We start from the raw sequence: 17,783 nt of genomic DNA, 5'->3' as shown, positions 1-17,783 counted from the left end.
TCAATATTTTACTGTTGAAGCACATAAATGAATAAGCACGAAGACATTATTCGCAGAATCCAAGAAAAACTAAGTACGCTGAGTAAATCTGAGCGTAAGGTTGCTGAAGCCATTTTAGCCGACCCTAAAACGACTATTCACTCCAGCATTGCGAAGCTTGCCGCGCGTGCCGAGGTCAGTGAGCCAACGGTGAACCGTTTTTGTCGCAGCTTAATTGGCAGCGGCTTTCCGGACTTCAAAGTCGCATTAGCACAAAGCCTAGCGAAAGGGACACCTTATGTGAACCTTAATGTTGAGCCAGATGATGCGCCAGGCGCCATTACTCATAAGATTTTTGAGGCAGCGAAAAACAACCTTACTCGCGCACAGGAACTACTTCCTGAAACATTAATTAGTCGTGTAGTGGATGTTTTAGCACAAGCACGCCGTATCGAATTTTATGGACTGGGAGCATCTGGCCCTGTCGCGAAAGATGCGCACCATAAGTTCTTCCGCTTAAATATGCCAGTTGTCGCTTACACCGACATCTTGGTTCAACGTATGGCGGCGGCGGGGACTCACCCAGGAGACGCAGTGGTACTGATTTCATTATCTGGTCGTACTTTGCCATTGATCGAAACCGCCCGTGTCGCACGTGAAGCCGGAGCAACGGTCGTCGGTATTACCAACCCGGGTTCGCCATTGACGGAACATTGTTCTATTGTGCTTCCCATCGAAGAAACCGAAGATACGGACATCTACACACCGATGAGTTCACGTATCGTGTATCTGACACTGATCGATGCACTGGCAACAGGTGTACTGCTGAAGCGCGGTCCAGAATTCAACGAGCATCTGCGCAAGTTGAAACTCAGCGTTCAAGATACGCGCCTTCCTAAGCAGGATAACTAAAGTATTCAAAGGCGCTGCAAAGCGCCTTTCTTTTTTGTAACAAATCCACGCTTAACAAATGTTAATACCCTCTAATAAGAGAAATTTGACATTTTACCAGAGGATTTTGAAAGATAATTCCTCATCCTCTTCATAGAATCGCCGGTCAGGTTGTGAAATGGTAATTTTTTGTCAAAAAAATCACCATTCGAGCGAGGAACATCAATCTGATTATTTTAGGCAATCTAACACCCGAAGATGACATGCTTCCAAAGCCTCGCTAGATGCTAGGTTTTGGTCTACGTTTGATCCAACTTATCAGAACGCGGCACAGTAGACTTCGTTATAAAAAATCGAATCATGGGGACTATAATGATTGAAAACAGCTTAGCGATAAGCTTTACCTTCCTAGCCTATTTAGTGGTGATGCTAGGGATCGGTTTATACGCATACAAACGCACATCCAGCTCAGAAGACTACTTCCTAGGTGGTCGTTCTCTAGGCCCTTGGCCTACTGCCCTATCGGCTGGTGCATCGGACATGAGTGGCTGGTTATTACTAGGGCTTCCAGGTTACGCATTCGCGGCCGGTATGGAATCACTTTGGCTAGCAGGCGGTCTACTTCTTGGTACATGGTTAAACTGGTTGATCTGTGCGAAACGCCTTCGTACTTACAGTATCGAAGCCAACTCTCTAACCTTACCTGAATACCTGTCTACTCGTTTCCAAGATAAATCAAAACTGATTCAAACCATTTCTGCGTTCTTTATCTTGTTATTCTTCTTGTTCTACACAAGTTCTGGCTTAGTTGCAGGCGGTAAACTTTTCGAAACAGTATTTGGCCTAGACTACCGTTGGGCAGTTGTAATCGGCACGGTATGTGTTGTGTCTTACACACTATTTGGTGGTTTCTTAGCTGTGTCTTGGACAGACCTAGTGCAAGGCCTGTTGATGTGTGCGGCATTGGTTATCGTGCCAATCGCAATTATGGAAGGCGACTGGTCGCAGCTACCAGCGACACTAGAAGCAAAAAATCCAGAGCTACTATCCTTATGGCGCGATGTAAATGGTGAGCCTCTGAGCATTATTGGTATCATTTCATTGGTTGCTTGGGGTCTAGGTTACTTCGGTCAGCCTCACATTCTTGCTCGCTTCAAAGCGGCTCGCTCCAATAAAGACATCACTACCGCACGTCGTATTGCCGTTGTTTGGACAGCTCTTTCAATGGTCGGTGCACTATTGATTGGTGTAGTGGGTATCGTCTACGTAGACACAAATATGGGCGGCGCGCTAGAAGACGGCGAAAAGATCTTTATGATCTTGGTTAATGCGGTATTTAACCCAGTGGTAGCCGGTATTCTACTAGCAGCCATTCTTGCTGCGATCATGAGTACAGCTGACTCTCAGTTGTTGGTGTCTTCATCTGCGTTAGCGGAAGACTTCTACAAAGCTTGGATCAACCCAAATGCTACACAAAAGCAAATCGTAAACATCGGTCGTTTTGGTGTTGTTGCTCTATCGATTATCGCGCTTATTCTAGCCTTTAACCCAGAGAGCTCGGTACTTGGCTTAGTGTCTTACGCTTGGGCTGGTTTTGGTGCAGCCTTTGGTCCAGCCATCATTTTGAGTCTATTCTGGCGCAACATGAACCGCAATGGTGCCCTAGCAGGTATCCTAGTGGGTGGTATTACGATCGTTGTTTGGAAACAAATTTCTGGCGGTATCTTTGATGTCTATGAAATCGTTCCAGGCTTCATCTTATCGACCATTGCCATTGTTGTAGTTAGCCTTATGTCTGGCACTCCAGAGAAGAAAGTATTGGATTCTTTTGAATCATACGAAGGTAAGTTGAACACACTAGACTAATGCTCTAGAGTCTTCATCTCTTCAAAGCCGAGTCTAGCGCTCGGCTTTTTTGTGGCTATCTGACAACTTCTCTTTGCCGAATATCCGTCCAAGCTCTCGTTACAAAACCTTTTTCTAGAGATCAAAAAAAAGACCTCCAAAAGGAGGCCTAAACACCATTACTAACAAACGTTAGTAGTCAGAGAAATCTGTTACTCGGGGAAAAGTGAACAAGCGCCCTGCTCAGCGCCATTAACTAGCATGCGATATCCAGCAAACATCTCACGCCCCATTCCTTGATGGGAAGCCGTCAGATCACAGCTAGCTTGCTCACGTTTAGCCAGTTCAGCATCGCTTACCAATACAGATAACGTGCCTTTATTCGCATCCAAGCGAACCAAGTCACCATCTTGGATTTTGCCAATGAGACCGCCTGCCAATGCTTCAGGAGTCAAGTGAATAGCAGCAGGCACCTTACCAGAGGCACCAGACATACGCCCATCGGTAACAAGTGCTACTTTGTAGCCTTGGTCCTGCAAGTTGCCAAGGAAAGGCGTCAACTTGTGTAGTTCTGGCATACCAATGGCTTTCGGGCCTTGGTAACGTACTACCGCAACACAGTCTCGCTTTAATTCACCAGTACGAATCGCTTCAGCCAAATCATTTTGATCGTGGAAAACAGCAGCAGGCGCTTCGATCACGCGGTTCTCTTCTTTTACTGCTGAAACCTTAATCACCGCACGGCCGAGGTTACCTTCTAACAAAGATAAACCACCCTCTTTGCTAAATGGGTTATCAATGGATCGAACGACTTCATCGTCTAAACTGGCTTCCACACCATCACGCCATACTAGCTGGCCGCCTTCCATGAAAGGCTCTTTGGTGTAATGCGTTAGGCCATGACCTACAATGGTATTCACGTCTTCGTGTACTAAGCCAGCTTTCAATAACTGCTTAGTTAGGAAAGCCATACCGCCTGCGGCTTGGAAATGGTTAATGTCTGCTTGCCCATTCGGGTAGATACGTGTCAAAAGTGGCACAACCTTTGACAGCTCTGAGAAATCTTGCCAGTTGATCACGATGCCCGCCGCACGAGCAAACGCAACAATATGCATGGTGTGATTTGTTGAACCACCTGTTGCCAACAAACCGACCATGGCATTCACAATGGAACGCTCATCAATCACTTTATAGATTGGTCGGTAATCTTTGCCGAGTGCCGTTGTTTTGGTGGCCAATTGTGCTGTGTAGCGCGTTAACGCATCTCGCATTGGGCTATCAGGATTGACAAAAGAAGACCCTGGTAGCTGCAGCCCCATCATTTCAACCAATAATTGGTTAGAGTTAGCTGTACCGTAGAAAGTACAAGTACCAGCACTGTGGTATGAAGCAGATTCAGCCTCAAGTAGCTCATCACGGCTGGCTTCGCCTTTCGCAAAACGCTGGCGAACAGCGGCTTTTTGCGCGTTAGTAATGCCTGATGGCATCGGACCAGCAGGGACAAATAAACAAGGTAAATGACCGAAACGTAATGCGGCGATCAATAATCCCGGAACGATTTTGTCGCAGATACCTAAGAAAAGCGCTGCATCAAACATATTGTGGGACAGAGCAATGGCCGCACCTTGAGCAATGTTGTCACGGCTAAAAAGCGATAATTCCATGCCTTCTTGACCTTGTGTCACACCATCACACATAGCTGGCACAGCCCCAGCCACTTGCGCCACAGAGCCCATTTCGGCAACAGCACTACGAATGATATCTGGGTAGGTTTCGTAAGGTTTGTGAGCGGACAACATATCGTTGTAGGAAGTAACGATACCGATGTTGGCTTCATCCATCAGCTTAAGCTTTTGCTTTTCCTGAGGCTGACATGCTGCAAAGCCGTGGGCTAAGTTGCCACATGACAACGAACCACGGTGTGGACCTTTTAACTCAGCCTGCTGCATATCCGCTAAATATTGAGAACGTAGTGGTTTACTACGTTCAATAATGGCTTGGGTCACTTTTTCCACAATAGGGTTCATCATCTCTCTCCGCTTGGACTCTGGCTAACTATCAGTTCGCCTAAGGAACCAGAGCCGTTTTATGTAATTTTACTACATTTTAAGAATTTAAAACCAACAAACAAGACTAAATTTCGCTATAAGGCACATTTATGTAATAAATTTACCAAAAAATATTAGCAATACACTTTTTTTTCTTTAGAATAGAGCCATATAACAGGCTAAATGACAGAACATTACAAAATGCTGTATGCTTTTTGCACGTACAGCACTCTCTTGGTAGATTCAGTCATTGAGGAATTTTATTTTTGTAGTGTTTTTACAATAACATTGAAAGAATTCTGTCCTACACTAATTTTTTAGGACAGACTTTATCTTCGAATATTAGGAGTGAGATATGACGATTAAGGTAGCTATTAACGGTTATGGACGTATCGGACGCAACGTACTTCGAGCACTTTACGAGTCAGGAAAACGTGACCAGATCCAAGTTGTAGCCATTAACGACCTTGGTGATTCTAAAATCAACTCTCACTTAACTAAATATGACACAGTTCACGGACGTTTCAATGCGGATGTGAATTTTGATGCCGAAGCGCTCTACATCAACGAAGATAAAATCCTAACGTTCTCTGAGCGCGACCCAGCAAAACTGCCTTGGGCGGATCTAGGCGTTGATGTGGTTTACGAGTGTACTGGCTTCTTTACTACCAAAGAAACAGCAGGTGCTCACATTACTGCTGGCGCAAAGAAAGTTATTATCTCTGCACCTGGTAAAGAAGTAGATGCAACGGTTGTTTACGGTGTTAACCAAGATGTTCTGACATCCGATATGACGGTTATCTCAAACGCTTCTTGTACCACGAACTGTCTTGCTCCAATCGCGAAGCCGCTTAACGATAAGCTTGGCATCGAAAGTGGTTTGATGACGACCATCCATGCTTACACTAACGATCAGCGTCTATCAGATGTGTACCACTCTGATTTGTACCGTGCTCGCGCTGCGGCAATGAATATGATCCCAACTAAAACGGGTGCAGCAGCGGCTGTAGGCCTAGTGGTTCCTGAACTTGCAGGCAAGTTTGACGGCATGGCTGTTCGTGTACCAACGATTAACGTGTCTTTAGTAGATTTAACATTCCAAGCACCGCGTGAAACAACGGCTGAAGAAGTTAACCAAATCATCGAAGACGCTATTGCGGCAGACCCAGTTTTGGCACAAGTACTGTGTATTAACAATGAGCCACTAGTGTCTTCTGACTTTAACCACAGCACTTACACTTCTAACTTTGATGCGACACAAACTCGTGTACAAGGAAAGCTTGTTAAAGTCATGGCTTGGTATGATAACGAGTGGGGCTTCTCAAACCGAATGCTGGATAACACCATCGCTTTGATGAACGCCAAGTAAGACTAAATCCAAAAGGCTGCTGACGCAGCCTTTTTCATCTCTTATACTTCCCTGACGCATTATCACTTTTTTGGAATAGATATGACCCGCAGAACAAAGATCGTTGCCACATTAGGACCATCCTCTAGCTCACCAGAGATGATTGAGAAACTTATTTTGGCTGGAGCAAACGTTTTTCGTTTGAACTTCTCACACGGCCAACCTGAAGATCACATCAATCGCGCTAATGTCGTGCGTGAAATGGCGGCAAAGAATAAGCGTCATGTTGCTATTCTTGGAGACCTTCAAGGTCCAAAAATTCGTATCGCTCGCTTTAAGGATACAAAAGTAACGCTACAAGAAGGCGCGAAGTTCATCCTAGACGTGGGTTTCGACAAGAACGCAGGCGATGAAACGCGTGTCGGTATCGACTACCCTCAACTTGCAGAAGACTCTTCTCCAGGCAACGTGCTGCTTCTTGATGATGGCCGTGTTGTGCTGGAAGTCACTGAAGTGATCGGCATGGAAGTTCACACTAAAGTCATCGTTGGTGGCGCACTGTCCAATAACAAAGGCATCAACCGTCAAGGTGGTGGCCTGTCTGCAGCAGCGTTGACCGACAAGGACAAAGAAGACATCAAAACGGCAGCCGCCTTAAAAGCAGATTACCTAGCGGTTTCTTTCCCGCGTAGTGCAGCAGATCTTGAGGAAGCTCGTGAGCTGGCTAAAGCGGCAGGTCTTGAAACAGGTATCGTAGCTAAAGTTGAGCGTGCTGAAGCGGTGGCTGACAACGAAACACTAGATGCTATTATCCTAGCTTCTGATGCGGTAATGGTGGCTCGTGGCGACCTAGGCGTTGAGATCGGTGACGCTGAGTTGATCGGTGTACAAAAACACATGATCAAGCGCTGTCGTCAACTTAACCGTCCTGTGATCACTGCAACTCAGATGATGGAAACTATGATCACACAAGCAATGCCAACTCGTGCAGAAGTGTTCGACGTTGCCAACGCTGTTCTAGATGGCACTGATGCCGTTATGCTATCTGCAGAAACCGCTGCTGGTTCTTTCCCTGAAGAAGTGGTTAAAAAGATGGATAGTGTCTGTCTTGGCGCAGAGAAACATCCTTCAGTAATGCGTTCAAAGCACCGTCTTGATGTGACATTCACGTCAATCTCTGAAACGATTGCTATGTCAGCGATGTACGCAGCCAACCACCTTGAAGGCGTAAAAGCGATTATTAGTTTAACCGCTTCAGGTACAACACCATTGTTGTTATCACGTATTTCATCTGGTTTGCCAATCTACGCATTGTCACCAAACCAAGAAACATTGAATAAAACAGCACTATACCGTGGTGTGACACCCGTTGCGTTCTCTTCTCAAGAGCACAACATTGACACCATCATTTCAGGTCTAGTGAATAAAGTGAAATCATTAGGCTTCGTTAAAGACGGCGACCTAGTGATCGTGACCAAAGGTGACCACCTTGTTTCACACGGCACGACTAACATGATCAAAGTGGTTGAAGTCGGCGCGGTTGCGTAATGAATAAGAAGACGGTTACAACGGCAGCGCGCAAACGCGTTGCCCTTGTTGCACATGACAACATGAAGCCAGAGTTGACCACTTGGGCTGTGCAGCATAAAGATAAGCTGATCAAGCATGAACTCATGGCAACAGGCACCACCGGTAACCTTTTGCAAAAGCAATTAGGTGTCCCTGTAAACGCTTTAATTAGCGGCCCATTAGGTGGTGATCAACAACTTGGCGGTATGATTGCAGAAGGCAAGGTCGATATCTTAATCTTCTTCTGGGATCCATTTGAGCCAATGCCCCATGATCCGGATATTAAAGCGCTCTTACGCGTAGCCGCTGTGTGGAACATTCCCATTGCTTGTAGTGTATCGTCGGCAAACTTCTTAATCAGCTCACCACTGTTTGATGAGCCATTTGAGAAACAAATTCCAGATTACGATAGTTATCTAAAGGCGAGACTTTAAGTCTCGCCTTTTTTCATTTCAGACACGGCACTTTTCTAAAATAAAAAAGTCGCCTCTAGGCACTCCCTCAACTCGCGGTTTCGACGAAAATCGGCTATATTATCGCCCCTATTTGCAGGAGTTGAATACAGCTCCCTTGAAGACTTGAAATCAAACTCCGACATATCCCCTCATACCCGTTGGAGAACAGCGCAGGAGAACAATTTTGCAAGCGAAAGTAGCCCTTATTATGGGATCTAAAAGTGACTGGGCAACCATGGAAGCAGCCGCTGAAATCATGGATAAACTAGGCGTTGCGTACCATGTTGAAGTGGTATCAGCACACCGTACACCGGTTAAGCTAGCAGAGTTTTCTGAAAGCGCAGTTGAACGTGGTTTTAAGGTTATCATTGGCGGCGCTGGCGGTGCAGCTCACCTACCAGGCATGGTTGCGGCACACACTCGCCTTCCTGTGCTAGGTGTTCCAGTCCAAAGCAAAGCATTGAACGGCATGGATAGTTTGTTATCGATTGCACAAATGCCAAAAGGCGTAGCAGTAGGCACGCTAGCCATTGGTACAGCGGGCGCTTTCAACGCCGGCCTATTAGCTTGTCAAATCCTTGCAAATGAAGATGCTGAGCTTGCAGAGCGTATTGAAGCGTTCCGCAACGAACAGACAGATACGGTTCTTTCTAACCCAGATCCACGCGAGGCTTAATCCATGTCATCTATTTGGGTACTCGGCGCAGGTCAACTTGGCGCCATGCTTAAACAGGCAGCCAACCCACTTGGCTTAGACGTTAAACCTGTTGATATTGAAACCGATGAAACGCTTCCTCTACAAGCAGATGACATCGTCACAGCAGAGCGTGAAGACTGGCCTGAAACGGCTGCAACGAAGCAGCTTGCAGCCCATCCGAACTTCGTCAACTTGAAAACGTTCCCACAGTTAGCCGATCGTCTGACACAGAAGCAGTGGATCGATAAACTGAACCTAGCCACAGCGCCTTGGTTCCCTGTTGAAGATGACTCAACGGCTGAAAAAGCTTATCAAACCTTAGGCGAGCGCGTATTGATGAAGCGCCGCCGTGGTGGCTACGATGGCAAAGGTCAGTACTGGTTGAAGCAAGCTGAAGGCACTGAAATCCCAGACGACTGGAAAGGCCTGGCGATTGCTGAGCAAGCCATCAACTTTGATGAAGAAGTATCAGTTGTTGGTGTTCGTGGTAAAAACGGTGAAAAATACTTTTACCCACTTACCCTAAATCTACACATTAACGGCATTCTGTACGCATCCATTTCACCTCTGCAGCGCCTTGAGCACCTTCAAGAACAAGCTGAAGGTATGCTTGGTAAGCTAATGGACGCACTTGATTACGTCGGTGTGATGGCAATGGAATGTTTCCGTTGCGGCGACAAACTATTGATCAACGAATTGGCTCCACGTGTTCACAACAGTGGCCACTGGACTCAAGCTGGTGCAAGTGTTGACCAGTTCGAAAACCATATCCGTGCCGTAGCGGGTTTACCTTTAGCACCTGCTGAAGTAAAAAACCAGAGCATGATGGTGAACTTAATCGGTGTTGACGTTGACTACAACTGGCTTTCCATCAAGGGTCTAGAGCTTTACTGGTACCGTAAAGAAGTACGCCCAGGCCGTAAAGTGGGCCACCTGAATGCTTGTTCAGGAGATCTCGATCAGCTGCAGTCGATTCTGAAGTCATTGAGCTCCATGCCAGAGCCTTATGACCAAGCGCTGGCTTGGTTGAGCGAAAACCTACCTACAGGTTAATTGCGAAAAAGGCTGCTACATGCAGCCTTTTTTTATATCGCGCTGCACTTTTCTGCTTTTATTTCCCCAAAAAAGCAAGCAATGTGCTTGTTTATTCCTGAGAATACCATAGGATATAACATACAGACTTGGCTCGACAACTAACTTAAAACTAAATATGCCAAGCAGTATTCTAAGGAACCTTGAATGAACCACTTAGAACTCGACTCCTATGACTGGAAGCTACTGAAAGCGCTCCAGAGCAATGCTCGCCTATCCAATGTTGCCTTATCAGAACAGGTCAACCTATCGCCATCACAATGCTCTAGACGTTTACAACGCTTAGAACAAAGCCACTTGATTGAAGCGTATAGCACTCGCTTAAACAGCACGGAGCTAGGCTATCAAGTCACAGCATTCGTTTCGATCACCTTAGACAAAGGTAACAGTCTGGCTCGGAAGAACTTCCAAGAACGGGTCTCGACAATGGAGACTGTACAAGAGTGCTATTCGGTGACAGGGCATTGTGACTATTGGCTTAGAGTCATTGCGCAGGACCTTACGGCCTTATCAGACTTTCTGAGTGATGAGCTTTCAAACATGGAAGGTGTACGAGACGTCAGCTCGACTCTTGCATTAAACAAAATCAAGTACTGCACTTTCGTCCCCCTACCAAACTAAGCGCTCATGAGCGCTTAGATACCTCTGGTAAACGTATTGCCATTAATACTCCAACGATCGTGATCAGAGCATAAATAAAAATCAGACTATCTAGCGTCACTACTTCACTTAGCAAGCCAATCAAACTGAATACTAGCAGCATCATCCCTATTGCCGTATTTCCTACCGCTACGAAGCTAGTACGCTTATTTCCCTCAGCCATATCAACTAAATAGGTTTTACGGCCAACACGAATGCCTTGGTGGAAAACGGTCAGCAAAAAATACAAGCCTGGTAATAACCAAAAGCTCTCAAGCGCCTCCGGTAGCCACTGAGCGATAGCAAAAAGAGCAATACTTGTCAGCGCTCCTAAACTCGATGCTAAGATCAGAACTTTACGGCTTGAGACATCAGAAAAGCGCCCCCAAAAAGGCCCTGAGACGAGACCAGCTAAGCCGCTGATCACCATAAACATGGCTAACACCCAAATCGAGTCACCAATTCGTTCCTCTGCTAACAGAACGTAATAAGGTGCCGCTAAAGCGGTTCCTAAGAAACACGCTCGTGTTATAACGAAATGGCGAAACTCCTTATCAGATATTAGCAGTGATAGCTGAGACAAGGAGCGCATCACACTGAAGTCCGTGTCGTCCGCCTCCCCTTTAGGCTCATCAACCCTAGAAAAGATAAGTGCAGATAACAACCAAAGTACTGCACCGGCAATCAACCCCCATATAAAGTAAGACGATGTCTGCCAATCGTAGGCATAGCTAAGAGCCATCATGAAGCCAATTCCGATCGTTACTAGACCTGCTGCACTGGCAGACAGCCCTGTCACTTGGCCTCGCTCTGACTTAGGGATGGTTTTACCTAAGATATCTTTTGTCGCAACAGAATTAAGTCCACGAGCTAAGCTAAAGCACGCCAGCAACAATATGATACTAATGCCTGCAATATAGCCCTCAAGTGAACTGGCAGCGAGAGCCATCAACAACAAAGACAAAGCCTGAATAACACTTCCTACTACCCACACCCACTTACGTATGGTTAAGCGGCGCATAGCACTGGCAATGAATAACTGAGGTAATAGCGAACCGGATTCTCGAATTGGCACCAGCCAAGCCACTAAGAATGTTGGTGCCCCAACCGACTGCAACAGCCAAGGAAGAGTCACCTTAGGGTTAACGATTGCATCACCCGTATTAGTCAAAAACTGAGCCGTAATTAAGCGAATAAAATTCCTTGCTACAGAAGGCTTGTCTTCATCCTTTTTCTCGTCTGACTTCACCATCCAGTTATACAGACTCACTACCCATGATTGACGATTCATTCACCAAATCCTTATTTTCACGACTTAATAACGTACGTACTATTTTATAGAAACAGTTTAATTAATTGCGCAGCTAATCTTAAAGTAATGAGGTTCAGGGTAAGAAAGTTTAAGTAGGACTATCTATCAAGTCTTAGCATAAATACAATTTATTAAAAGTAAGTCGAATCCGCTTATCACTAATTCAAGAGAAGATCCCAACATGGCACATGACAACAGCAGCGACCTCAACCCTAAAGTCACGACGATGAAAGACTTTGCTAAGCTAGCTGACTATTCTCTAGTGGATTCACTTAACGCTGACCCAGAAAGCGATTCAGATGGCAACGAGCATCATCCGAGACAAGTCTTTTCAGGACACTATGTACCAGTGAAACCCACGCCTTTGCCAGACTTCGAATACGTTGCTCATAGCAATACACTCTTTAAAGAGCTCGGCTTAGATGATGCCTTAGCACTCACAGAAACATTTCAAGAAGTCTTTTCTGGGGACCTGTCAAACGTTCCAACACCGATGTTGAGATCAGGTTGGGCAACAGGTTACGCATTATCTATTTACGGCACAGAGTACACTCAGCAGTGCCCTTTCAGAACAGGAAACGGGTATGGTGATGGGCGTGCCATGTCCATATTTGAAGGGGTATTTAAAGGTAAACGTTGGGAAATGCAGTTAAAAGGCGGCGGGCGCACACCTTACTGCCGTGGTGGTGATGGTCGCGCTGTTCTACGTTCAAGCGTACGAGAATTTCTTGCGCAAGAAGCCATGCATGCCTTGGGTATTCCAACATCCCGCTCTCTTAGCCTATTTGTTTCGAAAACTGAACAGGTGCATCGCCCTTGGTATCACAATGGCTCACAGTCTACTGAACCTGAAATTATGGTGTCTAATCCTGTAGCGATTTCAACACGAGTAGCACCGTCGTTTATACGTGTTGGTCAGCTCGAACTATTTGCACGTAGAGCACGAACTAACGAGCACCCCAATTCGTTAAAAGAGCTTGAGATGATAGTGCAACACCTGATCGATAGAGAGTACAAAGGTGAAATCGATCTAGCGTTGTCTTTTTCTAAACAACTGATCAAACTTGCTGAATTATTCCGTGAACGCCTAAGCTCATTGGTCGCCAACTGGATTCGAGTAGGGTACTGCCAAGGCAACTTTAATGGTGATAACTGCCCAGCTGGCGGCTACACACTAGATTATGGCCCATTTGGCTTCTGCGAAATGTTTGATCCTGCATTTCAGCCTTGGACAGGTGGCGGACGCCACTTCTCTTTTTTAAATCAGCCCTTGGCTGCACAGCAAAACTTCAGCATGTTTTGCAAGTCTCTGGAGCCATTGTTGCAGGACGAGCCAAAAGCCCACGAGGAATTGTTGCAAATCCGTGATGGATTTATTCATGTAATGGAACAGAAAGTTGAGAACATGTGGGCTCTTAAGCTAGGCCTTAATCAATACGACTCAGAGCTTGTACTACCATTATTGAAATTAATGATCAGTACACGTACTGATTTCAATATGTTATTCCGTGAGTTATCTCATGTGCCAAAAGACGCCTCAGCTTTATGTAGCACCTTTTATAAACAGCCAACCGAAGATCAATTAACCCAATGGCAGCATTGGTTGGATCAATGGCGCATCGCCATTAATGCTGAAAAGCAGCAAGACAGCGTCAGCCAAGCAATGAAGCAAGTAAACCCTAAATACACTTGGCGTGAATGGCTTATCGTTCCTGCATATCAACAAGCAGAACAAGCTAACTATGCCCTGATTAAAGAGTTACAAGAAGTCCTTAACAACCCTTACCAAGCACAGTCGCAAGAGATAGAAAATAAGTACTATCGACTTCGCCCAGAAGAGTTTTACCGAATGGGTGGCGTTAGCCATTACAGCTGTTCTTCCTAAGTTTGCCTATTCCTTCCTTCGCACAGCGAAGTCCTACAAAGTTATTGCTCTTGAATTGTAGGACCGCCCTTGGCGCGGGAAAGCGATCTCGTACAACCATCTGAGTCGCTGTCAGGAGACAGCTCGTACGATTCTATCGGGGATAGAACATACCGTCCCCAGAAGTGTGTCTAGTAAAGGACGTTGTATTAGGCGCCTCTCTCTCATTAAATGTTTTTGTTTCGACCAAAAAACAAACCATTTAACAAAAGAGAGACTATGGACACTTTAAAACTAAACACTCAACAGATACAAGCCGCCGTTGATCAGCTAACTTTGCAGCCTGACGGTATCAATAAATTACTCGAGATGGCGATCAACAGCCTGGTGAAGGCCGAGCGAGCAGCTTATCTTGAGGCTGCTGTACAAGGCAATAAAGCGAATGGCTATCGCAACGTGAATGGTTTTGGTATCGGAGAGGCTTTATCACTGCAAATCCCAAGGGATCGATTAGGGCACTTCAAGCCGACACTACTCAATATTATGAGGAATCAATCGGACACGCTGAATGAGTTGTGTTTTGAGCTGTATGCTAAGGGCTTAACAACGCGTGATATCGAATCCATTACACATACTATCTACGGTCAGCATCTGTCAAAAAGCCAGATCTCTCGTATTACTGTTAGCTTGTCCGATGCAATGCGAGAGTTTAGAGAACGGCCACTAAACAGCTATTATCCCATCGTATATCTTGATGCCACGTTTGTGAAAACCAAACGAGAAAGAGTCTCCAGTGAGGCGTATTACATAGCGTTAGCGGTTTTACCTGATATGACTCGAGAAGTGATTGGTATCTATAATGCACCAACAGAGTCATCAAGTTTTTGGGATGAGATTTGCCAAGATCTTAAAGACAGGGGAATGCAGCAAACAGACTTATTCGTCATCGATAACCTTACCGAACTCGATAGCACATTAGAAAAGCACTTTGATGCTTCAATTCAAAAGTGTGTGCTACATCTCAAGCGATCCATACTGAACAAGGTCAAAAAGCAGCATCGCCTAGCCGTCGTCAGTGACTTGAATGAGATTTTTCAAATTGAAAATCGGGAGGATACAAAAGAACAGTTGCTAGACAGAGCACAACAAGTGGCCCAACGGTGGCAGCGCTACTACCCTCATATGAAAAGGCTAGCTGATCCATATTGGCTCTCATATTACTCAACTTATCTAAGCTTCGAGTATGATATCCGAAATATGATTTACACCACCAACTGGATTGAGCGACTGAACAAAGCCTTCAAAAGAACATTGAAAATTAGAAACTCGATGCCTAATGTTGAATCAGTGTTAACTCTTTTAAGCAAGGTTGCGATTGATATGAATAGCAGTACTTATCGTCACCCAGTGAGTCGATTCCAAAAGAGCAATTTATTTAAATAAGAGATAAATAAAGATGTTTGATGAGAGCAGAGACACACTCAATGGGACGGTACCGGATAGAACCCCAGGGGAGATCAAGGCTGAGCATTTTCGACAAACGCAAAAAAACCCTGACCGCGCTAGCGATCAGGGCTTCTTAATGAAAAGCTTGACGACGACCTACTCTCACATGGGATCTCCCACACTACCATCGGCGATGGCGCTTTTCACTTCTGAGTTCGGGATGGGATCAGGTGGTTCAACGCCTCTATGATCGTCAAGCAAACTGGTTTGCGTTCGTTCTGATTCTGTTTGATCAAAACACGCAAGTTCGTAAACTTGATATCTTTAACAATTAGACTTTGAAGTAGTCGATAACCAAGGTCAAACCGTTGGTTTGTATCGTAAATTCTTTGTAGTGCACGACCTCCATGGATGGAGGAAGTACTCGAGATTGTCTGGAACAATCTCAGTAAAACCACTTTGGTGTTATATGGTCAAGCCTCACGAGCAATTAGTATTGGTTAGCTCAACGCCTCACAACGCTTACACACCCAACCTATCAACGTCCTAGTCTCGAACGGCTCTTTAGGGAACTCTAAGTTCCAGTGAGATCTTATCTTGAAGGAGGCTTCCCGCTTAGATGCTTTCAGCGGTTATCCCGTCCGAACGTAGCTACCCGGCAATGCCACTGGCGTGACAACCGGAACACCAGAGGTTCGTTCACTCCGGTCCTCTCGTACTAGGAGCAACTCTTCTCAAATCTCAAACGTCCACGGCAGATAGGGACCGAACTGTCTCACGACGTTCTAAACCCAGCTCGCGTACCACTTTAAATGGCGAACAGCCATACCCTTGGGACCGGCTTCAGCCCCAGGATGTGATGAGCCGACATCGAGGTGCCAAACACCGCCGTCGATGTGAACTCTTGGGCGGTATCAGCCTGTTATCCCCGGAGTACCTTTTATCCGTTGAGCGATGGCCCTTCCATACAGAACCACCGGATCACTAAGACCTACTTTCGTACCTGCTCGACGTGTCTGTCTCGCAGTTAAGCGCGCTTTTGCCTTTACACTCTTTGCATGATTTCCGACCATGCTGAGCGCACCTTCGTGCTCCTCCGTTACTCTTTGGGAGGAGACCGCCCCAGTCAAACTACCCACCACACAGTGTCCTCGATCCCGATTAGGGACCTGAGTTAGAACCTCAAACATACCAGGGTGGTATTTCAAGATTGGCTCCATGCAAACTGGCGTCTGCACTTCAAAGCCTCCCACCTATCCTACACAAGTAGGTTCAAAGTTCACTGTGAAGCTATAGTAAAGGTTCACGGGGTCTTTCCGTCTAGCCGCGGATACACAGCATCTTCACTGCGATTTCAATTTCACTGAGTCTCGGGTGGAGACAGTGTGGCCATCGTTACGCCATTCGTGCAGGTCGGAACTTACCCGACAAGGAATTTCGCTACCTTAGGACCGTTATAGTTACGGCCGCCGTTTACTTGGGCTTCGATCAAGAGCTTCGCTTACGCTAACCCCATCAATTAACCTTCAAGCACCGGGCAGGCGTCACACCCTATACGTCCACTTTCGTGTTTGCAGAGTGCTGTGTTTTTAATAAACAGTCGCAGCCACCTGGTATCTTCGACCGGTCAGAGCTTACGGAGCAAGTCCTTCACCCTAACCGGCGCACCTTCTCCCGAAGTTACGGTGCCATTTTGCCTAGTTCCTTCACCCGAGTTCTCTCAAGCGCCTTGGTATTCTCTACCTGACCACCTGTGTCGGTTTGGGGTACGGTCAATGTATATCTGAAGCTTAGAAGTTTTTCCTGGAAGCATGGCATCAACCACTTCGTCCAAAAGAGGACTCGTCATCAGTTCTCGGCCTTAAGTACCCGGATTTGCCTAAGTACTCAGCCTACCGCCTTAAACACGGACAACCATCGCCGTGCTGGCCTAGCCTTCTCCGTCTCTCCATCGCAATATACATCGGTACGGGAATATTAACCCGTTTCCCATCGACTACGCTTTTCAGCCTCGCCTTAGGGGCCGACTCACCCTGCCCTGATTAGCATGGGACAGGAACCCTTGGTCTTCCGGCGAGGGAGGTTTTCACTCCCTTTATCGTTACTCATGTCAACATTCGCACTTCTGATACCTCCAGCCTGCCTTACAGCTTGACCTTCAACGGCTTACAGAACGCTCCTCTACCGCTTACACATACGTGTAAACCCGTAGCTTCGGTGTACAGTTTGAGCCCCGTTATATCTTCCGCGCAGGCCGACTCGACTAGTGAGCTATTACGCTTTCTTTAAAGGATGGCTGCTTCTAAGCCAACCTCCTAGCTGTCTAAGCCTTCCCACATCGTTTCCCACTTAACTGTAACTTTGGGACCTTAGCTGACGGTCTGGGTTGTTTCCCTTTTCACGACGGACGTTAGCACCCGCCGTGTGTCTCCCGCGCTCATACTCATTGGTATTCGGAGTTTGCATGGGGTTGGTAAGTCGGGATGACCCCCTAGCCCAAACAGTGCTCTACCCCCAATGGCAATACGCGAGGCGCTACCTAAATAGCTTTCGAGGAGAACCAGCTATCTCCGAGCTTGATTAGCCTTTCACTCCTAT

Annotated in this window: 12 protein-coding genes and 2 rRNA genes (1 of these 14 cut by a window edge); 10 read left to right on the top strand and 4 right to left on the bottom strand. The window is 46.3% G+C overall.

Annotated features, from left to right (window positions below):
* The first annotated feature begins 27 nt into the window (after window positions 1-27).
* Both hexR and putP read left to right on the top strand, forming a co-directional pair.
* On the top strand, window positions 28-891 hold the full coding sequence (gene hexR / locus ACXAC1_RS11005) for a transcriptional regulator HexR (RefSeq protein ID WP_133563632.1): 864 nt from the start codon (window positions 28-30) through the stop codon (window positions 889-891).
* A 351-nt stretch (window positions 892-1,242) separates the two neighbouring features.
* A complete protein-coding gene (gene putP / locus ACXAC1_RS11000) occupies window positions 1,243-2,736 on the top strand; it encodes a sodium/proline symporter PutP (RefSeq protein WP_475061504.1) in 1,494 nt (497 codons plus the stop codon).
* A 191-nt stretch (window positions 2,737-2,927) separates the two neighbouring features.
* On the opposite strand, the gene edd is transcribed toward putP, so the two are convergent.
* Window positions 2,928-4,742 carry a phosphogluconate dehydratase gene (edd, locus tag ACXAC1_RS10995; protein ID WP_475063815.1) on the bottom strand — a complete coding sequence of 605 codons (1,815 nt, stop codon included), beginning with the start codon at window positions 4,740-4,742 and terminating at the stop codon, window positions 2,928-2,930.
* 376 nt (window positions 4,743-5,118) lie between these two features.
* Between edd and gap the strand changes: the two genes are divergently transcribed.
* The 6 genes from gap to ACXAC1_RS10965 all read left to right on the top strand — a co-directional run bounded on the left by gap (window position 5,119) and on the right by ACXAC1_RS10965 (window position 10,545).
* Entirely contained in the window at window positions 5,119-6,132 is a 1,014-nt protein-coding gene (gap, locus tag ACXAC1_RS10990) for a type I glyceraldehyde-3-phosphate dehydrogenase (protein ID WP_475061503.1), read from the top strand.
* Window positions 6,133-6,213: 81 nt separating this feature from the next.
* Complete coding sequence (pyk, locus tag ACXAC1_RS10985; protein ID WP_133563638.1) at window positions 6,214-7,659, top strand: pyruvate kinase; 1,446 nt, start codon at window positions 6,214-6,216, stop codon at window positions 7,657-7,659.
* The gene (locus ACXAC1_RS10980; protein ID WP_475061502.1) at window positions 7,659-8,114 is read left to right on the top strand and encodes a methylglyoxal synthase; all 456 of its coding nucleotides are present in this window, start codon (window positions 7,659-7,661) and stop codon (window positions 8,112-8,114) included. Before pyk ends, ACXAC1_RS10980 begins: the two co-directional genes overlap by 1 nt.
* A 205-nt stretch (window positions 8,115-8,319) precedes the next feature.
* Window positions 8,320-8,811: a 5-(carboxyamino)imidazole ribonucleotide mutase gene (gene purE / locus ACXAC1_RS10975; RefSeq protein ID WP_133563642.1), complete on the top strand. Its 492-nt coding sequence runs from the start codon at window positions 8,320-8,322 to the stop codon at window positions 8,809-8,811.
* Window positions 8,812-8,814: 3 nt separating this feature from the next.
* Window positions 8,815-9,885 (top strand): 5-(carboxyamino)imidazole ribonucleotide synthase, encoded by a 1,071-nt coding sequence (gene purK / locus ACXAC1_RS10970; RefSeq protein WP_475061501.1) that lies wholly within the window; start codon window positions 8,815-8,817, stop codon window positions 9,883-9,885.
* Between the two features lie 186 nt (window positions 9,886-10,071).
* Entirely contained in the window at window positions 10,072-10,545 is a 474-nt protein-coding gene (locus tag ACXAC1_RS10965; RefSeq protein ID WP_475061500.1) for an Lrp/AsnC family transcriptional regulator, read from the top strand.
* A 4-nt stretch (window positions 10,546-10,549) separates the two neighbouring features.
* Here ACXAC1_RS10965 and ACXAC1_RS10960 read toward each other — a convergent pair whose 3' ends face one another.
* A complete protein-coding gene (locus ACXAC1_RS10960; protein WP_475061499.1) occupies window positions 10,550-11,854 on the bottom strand; it encodes an MFS transporter in 1,305 nt (434 codons plus the stop codon).
* A gap of 202 nt (window positions 11,855-12,056) precedes the next feature.
* Between ACXAC1_RS10960 and ACXAC1_RS10955 the strand changes: the two genes are divergently transcribed.
* Both ACXAC1_RS10955 and ACXAC1_RS10950 read left to right on the top strand, forming a co-directional pair.
* Window positions 12,057-13,760, top strand: coding sequence for a protein adenylyltransferase SelO (locus ACXAC1_RS10955; RefSeq protein ID WP_475061498.1), 1,704 nt, complete (start codon window positions 12,057-12,059; stop codon window positions 13,758-13,760).
* Between the two features lie 258 nt (window positions 13,761-14,018).
* Window positions 14,019-15,182 (top strand): IS256 family transposase, encoded by a 1,164-nt coding sequence (locus ACXAC1_RS10950; protein WP_475061497.1) that lies wholly within the window; start codon window positions 14,019-14,021, stop codon window positions 15,180-15,182.
* Between the two features lie 146 nt (window positions 15,183-15,328).
* Here the strand turns inward: ACXAC1_RS10950 and rrf are convergent.
* A 5S ribosomal RNA gene (gene rrf / locus ACXAC1_RS10945) occupies window positions 15,329-15,443 on the bottom strand.
* Window positions 15,444-15,654: 211 nt separating this feature from the next.
* Window positions 15,655-17,783: ribosomal RNA gene (locus ACXAC1_RS10940) — 23S ribosomal RNA — on the bottom strand (it continues 758 nt past the right edge of the window).

It is taken from the genome of Marinomonas sp. AWM4_232 (assembly GCF_056158325.1).
Note: the sequence above shows the minus strand (reverse complement) of the source record. Positions and strands in the feature narration are given on the sequence as shown.